Source organism: Jannaschia marina, from assembly GCF_013404595.1.
GTDB classification, from domain to species: Bacteria; Pseudomonadota; Alphaproteobacteria; order Rhodobacterales; family Rhodobacteraceae; genus Jannaschia; species Jannaschia marina.
Genome location: NZ_JABVAX010000009.1, coordinates 98,377 through 105,000, shown reverse-complemented (window position 1 = coordinate 105,000; position 6,624 = coordinate 98,377). Strand labels below are relative to the sequence as shown.

Below are 6,624 nucleotides of genomic sequence, written 5' to 3'. Positions count from 1 at the left end.
CACGTGCCGCCGTCGCATCTGGCGCGGTTCGCTGACGCCCACGGAATGGGCGATCACCTCGACTTCCTTGACGATCCCCTCCGCATAGCGCGCGACACGGCGCCATTTGTCCTCGACGACAAGGCCCTTCTGGAACCGCTTCTGATGCGTGGTGATGCCGGTCGGACAGGTGTTCTTGTTGCACTTGAGTGCCTGGATGCAGCCGAGGCTGAACATGAACCCCCGCGCCGAGGTCACGAAGTCTGCCCCCGCGGCCAGCGCCCAGGCGATGTCGCCCGGGTTCACGAGTTTGCCGCTTGCGACGAGCCGGATGCGGTCCTTCAGCCCCGCGGCATCGCGGAGACCGGAGACCATCGGCAGCGCCTCGCGGATCGACATGCCGACGAGGTCGATGAGCGGCATGGGCGCGGCCCCGGTCCCGCCCTCGCCGCCGTCGATAGTGATGAAGTCGGGCGCGCTCGCCACGCCCCGGCGGGCGATGGCCTCGAAGAGGTCGAGGAAGGGCTCTTCCGCACCGCCAACCGTCTTTATGCCGACAGGTTTGCCCGACACGTCGCGGATACGTGCGATCAGGTCGAGAAGCTCATCGGGCGTCGCCGCCTCGGCATGGCGGTTCGGCGAGATGCCGGCCTGACCCACCTTCAGCCCACGGATCGCGGCGATCTCCTCGTTGACCTTGGCCGCGGGCAGGATGCCGCCCTTGCCCGGCTTTGCCCCCTGCGCGAGCTTCAGCTCGAACATCCTGACCTGCGGATGGGCCGCCACCTCCCGCAGCTTCTCGTCCGACAGGTTCCCGTCCTCGTCGCGCACGCCGAACTTCGCCGTGCCGATCTGGAAGACGATGTCGCATCCGCCCTCGAGGTGATAGGGACTGAGCCCCCCTTCCCCGGTGTTCATCCAGATGCCGGCCTCCTTGCAGCCCCGGCTGAGTGCCTGGACGGCGGGCTTGGAGATCGCCCCGTAGGACATGCCCGAGAGGTTGAAGATCGAAGGGGCCACGTAGGGCTCGCGCGCGCCGGGGCCGATGACGAGCGGGTCGGTCTTGGCCGCCTGCTGATCGAGCGGTGGAAAGGCGGCGTTCACGAAGAGCGGCGTGCCAGGCACGTTGATATTGCGGGTGGACCCGAAGGCCACCGTGTTGCCCTTGCCGTCGCAGGCGCGCTTGACCCAATCGCGCTGCGCCCGGTTGAACGGAAGCTCCTCCCGGTCCATGGCGAAGAAATACTGGCGGAAGAACTCCCCCAACTCTGTGAAAAGATGCCGGAACCGGCCGATCACCGGATAGTTGCGCCGGATCGCGTCCTCGGTCTGCGTCCGGTCGACGACGAAGAAGACGAGCGCCAGCGCCACCCCCACCCCGATCGCGAAAACGAACCCAAGGGCCAGGAACTCGATCACCCAGGCCGTCCACTCCACCATGATCATCGCGCTCTCCTGCTGCTGCGCGGATCATCGGGCGGTAGGGCCTATCGCGCAAGTCGGAGCGAAGCCGATGACGGGCACGTGTTTCACCGGTGACGGGGGACGGGCGACCGTGGCGGCGGAGATGTCGACCATCGAGACGTCGCATTCGGCATTATGCGACCGAAGGACAACCACATCTTCGTTCGATCGGGCCGGACCAAAAAGAAGAAGGCCCGCCAGTTCGGCGGGCCCTCTTGCGTCAATGAACGACCGCATCCTCGGGCGGCTGCTTGTCGGAGGTCGAAACACGATCCCCGATCACGAGCCCGTCCGTCCCCGCGCTCACCGGGATCACGCTGTCGTCGCCGATCTCACCACCGAGCAGCATCTCGGCCAGCGGGTTCTGCAGCGCGCGCTGGATCACCCGCTTGAGGGGCCGCGCCCCGAAGACCGGATCATAGCCCTCGTCGGCAAGCCAGGACCGCGCCGCGTCATCGAGCTGCAGCGTGATCTTGCGACCTGCAAGACGCCGGGCAAGACGCGCGATCTGGATATCGACGATTCCGTCCATGTCCTCGCGGCCAAGGCGGTCGAAGATGATCGTCTCGTCCAGCCGGTTCAGGAACTCGGGCCGGAAATGCGCACGCACCGCGTCCATCACGTCCCGCTTGGCCTGGCTGGCGTCTGCCCCGTCGGGCAGTCGGCTCAGCGCCTGCGCCCCGAGGTTCGACGTCAGGATGATCAGCGTCTGCTTGAAGTCGACGGTCCGGCCCTGGCCATCGGTCAGAACGCCGTCGTCGAGCACCTGCAGAAGCACGTTGAACACGTCCGGATGCGCCTTTTCCACCTCGTCGAAGAGCACAACCTGGTAGGGCCTGCGCCGCACCGCCTCGGTCAGGACACCGCCCTCGTCGTAGCCGACATAGCCCGGCGGTGCGCCGATCAGGCGGGAGACGGCGTGCTTCTCCATGAACTCCGACATGTCGATGCGCACCATCGCGCCATCGTCATCGAAGAGGAACTCGGCCAGCGCCTTCGTCAGCTCCGTCTTGCCCACGCCGGTCGGCCCGAGCATCAGGAAGCTGCCCAGGGGCCGCGCCTCGTCGTTGAGGCCCGCGCGTGCACGGCGCACGGCGTTCGCCACGGCCGTCACCGCCTGCCGCTGTCCGACGACACGACGGCCGAGCTCGTCCTCCATCCGGAGGAGCTTCTCGCGCTCGCCTTCCAGCATCTTGGACACCGGCACGCCGGTCCAACGCTCGACCACGCTCGCGATCTGCTCGGGACGAACGGCCTCCTCGACCATCATCTCGTCCTCGCGGCTCTCGGCCTCGGCAAGCGCCTTCTCGAGCTCCGGGATCCGCCCGTATTGCAGCTCACCCGCACGGCCGAAGTTGCCCTCGCGCTTCGCGGTATCAAGCTCAACGCGCGCCTGATCCAGCTGCTCCTTGAGCGCGCGCGCCGTGTCGAGCTTGTCGCGCTCGGCCTGCCAGATCGCCGTCATCTCGGCCGACTGCTGCTGCAGGTCCGCAAGCTCCTTCTCGAGCTTCTCGAGCCGGTCCTTCGAGGCCGCGTCATCCTCGAGCCGGAGGGCCTCGACCTCGATCTGCTTCTGCAGGATGTCGCGGTCGAGCGCGTCGAGTTCCTCCGGCTTCGAGTCGACCTCCATGCGCAGCCGCGAAGCCGCCTCATCCACGAGGTCGATCGCCTTGTCGGGCAGGAAGCGGTCGGTGATGTAGCGGTTCGAGAGCGTCGCCGCGGCCACCAGCGCGCTGTCGCTGATGCGGACGCCATGGTGCAGCTCGTACTTCTCCTTGATGCCGCGCAGGATGCTGATGGTATCGGGCACCGTCGGCTCCTCGACGACGAGCGGCTGGAACCGCCGCGCGAGCGCCGCGTCCTTCTCGACGTACTTGCGATACTCGTCGAGCGTCGTCGCGCCGACGCAATGCAGCTCACCGCGCGCCAACGCCGGCTTGATGAGGTTCGCGGCGTCCATCGCACCGTCGGATTTGCCCGCGCCCACGAGTGTATGCATCTCGTCGATGAAGAGCACGATCTCGCCCGCCGCGGCGGTCACCTCCGAGAGCACGGCCTTCAGCCGCTCCTCGAATTCGCCGCGATATTTCGCACCGGCAATGAGCGCGCCCATGTCGAGCGCCATCAGCCGCTTGTCGCGCAGGCTCTCGGGCACGTCGCCATCGACGATTCGAAGGGCAAGCCCCTCGGCGATGGCCGTCTTGCCGACACCCGGCTCCCCGATCAGGACGGGGTTGTTCTTGGTGCGCCGCGACAGAACCTGCATCGCACGGCGGATTTCCTCGTCGCGGCCGATGATCGGGTCGATCTTGCCTTCGCGGGCCGCGGCCGTCAGATCCCGCGCGTATTTCGTCAGGGCCTCGTAGGTGTCCTCGGCGGAGGCGCTGTCGGCGGTACGCCCCTTGCGCACATCGTCGATCGCCGCATTGAGCGCCTGCGCGTTGACCGCACCGGCGTCGAGCGCGTCCTTCGCCTTCGACTTCACCATGGCAAGCGCCATCAGCACGCGCTCCACCGGGACGAAGCTGTCGCCCGCCTTCTTGGCGACCTTCTCGGCCTCGTCGAGCACGCGGGTCAATTCACGGCTCAGGTAAATCTGCCCCGCATCCCCGGACACCTGCGGCAGCTTCGCCACCGCGATATCGACTGCCTGCCGCACCCTCTCCGGCGCACCGCCGGCGGCGGTGATGAGGTTGGCGGCCATGCCCTGTTCATCATCCATGATCGCCTTGAGCAGATGCTCCGGCATCAGCTGCTGATGCCCCTCGCGCGCCGCGATCGTCTGGGCGGCCTGCAGGAAGCCGCGCGCGCGTTCCGTGAACTTCTCCACGTTCATGTCGTCTCTCCTTCGATAAGCACCCGGCGTGGCACCGCCCGACATCGGCACGGTCCCGTCTGGGCCTCTGTCTTCAGATGGGGAGCGACGGCGCGCGTCTCAAGGCTCGCCCCTTTGCGACCGGGACAAAAGCGAACCCCCGCGCCGGGGCACGGGGGTCGAAGTCTCGGCGGTTCGGGCGGCGTCAGGCGTAGACGCTTTCCTTCCCGAAATGCTTCGTCAGCATATAGTAGATCACGGCGCGATACTTGTTGCGCTCGGACTTGCCGTATTTTTCGATCACGGCATGGATCGCCTCGTCGAGCTTGGGCCCGTCCGACAGGCCCAGCTTCTTGATGAGGAAATTGTTCTTCACCGTCTCGAGCTCGCCCGGCTGGCTGGCGGCGACGGTCTCGCTGTCGGCGTTGTAGATCGACGGCCCGCAGCCGATGGTCACCTTGCGGAGCAGATCCATGTCCGGCTCCTCTCCCACCTTCGTGCGGATGGCGTCGGCGTACTTGCCGATCAACTCGTCACGTTTGCTCATCGAATCTCCCCCATTGGTCGCAGTTCGGACGCTCCTTGCGCCTCGGCCGGATGATTGCCGCACGGGCTGCGAAAATAAAGGAAAAGTTACCCGGCTGTCAGCGGCAGAGACCCCAGCCGCGGCTTTGCATGTGAAAATGGTCGGCGTGCAGCGCATTGTAATCCGGTCCAAGGACCGTGACGAACCAGGTGCAAGCCCCGTCCCGCGCCGCCTGCCAGAAGTCCGATACCGCGCCCGCGCCGCTCCAGCTCTCGCGCAGCTCCAGTCGGCGGCCGTCCGCAAGCGTCACGCCGCGCACGTCGATCGCCTCGCCCGTCGCATGGGTGCTGAGCCGTGTGGTACTGCCCCGGATGGGCCGGCAGTTGTAGCTACTCTGGTGATGGATACGGGCGATGCCACTGCCGAGATGCGTCTCGGCGGCAGGCGCGAGCACGTGGCGCTCCCACATGGCAAGGCGAAGGGCGACGGCGCAGGTCGTCTCGACAGGCACGAGATCCGCGTCGCCCACGCCGCGCAACGAAACGCGCGGGTCGATACCGCAAGCTCCCGCCCGGAGCGGCGGCATCGCCTCGAACCGCGCTCCGGTCCCGAGGGCAGACAGGCATGTCGCCTCGGAGGAGACGGCCCGCCGCAACTTCATGCCGGTGAGCCAGCTTTCAGGGGCCGCGACATCGAGCGGCTCCAGAGGATGCCACTCGGGCGGCAAGGGGCTGTCCGCGTCCATCAGAAGCCACCAGCCTGCCCAGCAGAGCGCGCCGACGAGGGCCAGCCGGACGAGAGAGCGGGCAAGGAAGCGCAGGGTGGATTTCATCCCTCTCCCCTGCCCCGCTACCCCGGAAAAGAAAAGGCCCCGCACGGGGCGGGGCCAATTCCTTCGATCGCTCGGACGGCGTGTCAGTAGCTGTCTTCGGTCTCCACCGGCATCGCCGTGTCGTCGCCGCCTTCGGTCATCGGATCCTCGACCGCGACCGGCTCACCCGAAACGGTGACATCCATCGGAAGCTCCTCGGCTTCGCCTTCGAAGGCAGCCATCGCCTCCAGCTCTTCCTGCGTCATGTTCGGCAGGACGAGACCGTCTTCCGAGTCGGTGAACTCGGTCAGCGGGATAGCGACGTCATGCTCGCCCAGACCAAGGAAGCCGCCCACGCCGACGACGGCATGCACTTCCTCGCCTTCGGAGACCAGGCTCTCGACTTCGCCCACGCTATCGCCCGTCTGGGCCATGACGTTCTTGCCCACGAGATCGCGGACGGCAGTGTCGGCGAAAGCACCATAGAGCGTGGTGTCGTCATCCGCCGTGTTCATCGTGTCGCCCGAGCCTTCGGCCACGTCCGTGTCGGTGCCATCGACAGGGGTCGTCGCATCGTTGTCCTCGGCCATGTCCGTGTCGTTGCCGTCGTCGGCCGGCAGCGTGGTATCTTCGCCATCGGCCAGATCGGTCTCGGCCTCCTCCGTCGCGAGCGGCGCGGCGGCATCGCCACCGTCTTCCGCAGTCTCGACATCCGAACCGTCGTCACCCACCGGCGCTTCGGTCGCTTCGACCTCCGCGTCGACGTCCTGAAGCAGCTTCGGATCCTCTGCCTCCTGCGCGAACGCAAGACCCGCGGTGAGAGCGGCGGCAGCAGTCGTCAGAAACAGCTTTTTCATCGTTTCATCCTCCATTTGGATTGTGAGGACGAAACATGGATCCCCGGCAGATCGTTCCCCGACCCCTGTCGGTGACGGCGGAAAACGGCTTAGCGGGAACCGGGCCGGTGACGGGTGCGTTCTGTCGCACCCGTCTAAAAACAGGTGATTTTAGTCTCTTATATCAAGAACT

General features: G+C 66.5%; 5 protein-coding genes (1 of these 5 only partly in view). All 5 read right to left on the bottom strand.

Annotation, left to right across the window (positions count from 1 at the left end; genetic code table 11):
- Positions 1-1,425, bottom strand: partial view of an FMN-binding glutamate synthase family protein gene (locus HSX43_RS14700; protein ID WP_179380895.1) — the 5' portion only. 87 nt of this gene lie to the left of the window's left edge; only the first 1,425 of its 1,512 coding nucleotides appear in the window; its start codon is at positions 1,423-1,425; its stop codon lies beyond the left edge, outside the window.
- Between the two features lie 238 nt (positions 1,426-1,663).
- The gene (gene clpB, locus HSX43_RS14695; RefSeq protein ID WP_179380894.1) at positions 1,664-4,279 is read right to left on the bottom strand and encodes an ATP-dependent chaperone ClpB; all 2,616 of its coding nucleotides are present in this window, start codon (positions 4,277-4,279) and stop codon (positions 1,664-1,666) included.
- A 184-nt stretch (positions 4,280-4,463) separates the two neighbouring features.
- Positions 4,464-4,805, bottom strand: a complete 342-nt coding sequence (locus tag HSX43_RS14690; RefSeq protein ID WP_179380893.1) for a DUF2853 family protein — start codon at positions 4,803-4,805, stop codon at positions 4,464-4,466.
- A gap of 97 nt (positions 4,806-4,902) precedes the next feature.
- A complete protein-coding gene (locus HSX43_RS14685) occupies positions 4,903-5,616 on the bottom strand; it encodes an extensin-like domain-containing protein (RefSeq protein ID WP_179380892.1) in 714 nt (237 codons plus the stop codon).
- An 83-nt stretch (positions 5,617-5,699) separates the two neighbouring features.
- Positions 5,700-6,452, bottom strand: a complete 753-nt coding sequence (locus HSX43_RS14680; protein WP_179380891.1) for a PRC-barrel domain-containing protein — start codon at positions 6,450-6,452, stop codon at positions 5,700-5,702.
- Between the last annotated feature and the right edge of the window lie 172 nt (positions 6,453-6,624).

Bases quoted from the DNA above. Each gene is read 5' to 3' on its own strand.
- clpB (WP_179380894.1), bottom strand. From the start codon at position 4,279: ATGAACGTGGAGAAGTTCACGGAACGCGCGCGCGGCTTCCTGCAGGCC.
- HSX43_RS14690 (WP_179380893.1), bottom strand. From the start codon at position 4,805: ATGAGCAAACGTGACGAGTTGATCGGCAAGTACGCCGACGCCATCCGC.
- HSX43_RS14685 (WP_179380892.1), bottom strand. From the start codon at position 5,616: ATGAAATCCACCCTGCGCTTCCTTGCCCGCTCTCTCGTCCGGCTGGCC.
- HSX43_RS14680 (WP_179380891.1), bottom strand. From the start codon at position 6,452: ATGAAAAAGCTGTTTCTGACGACTGCTGCCGCCGCTCTCACCGCGGGT.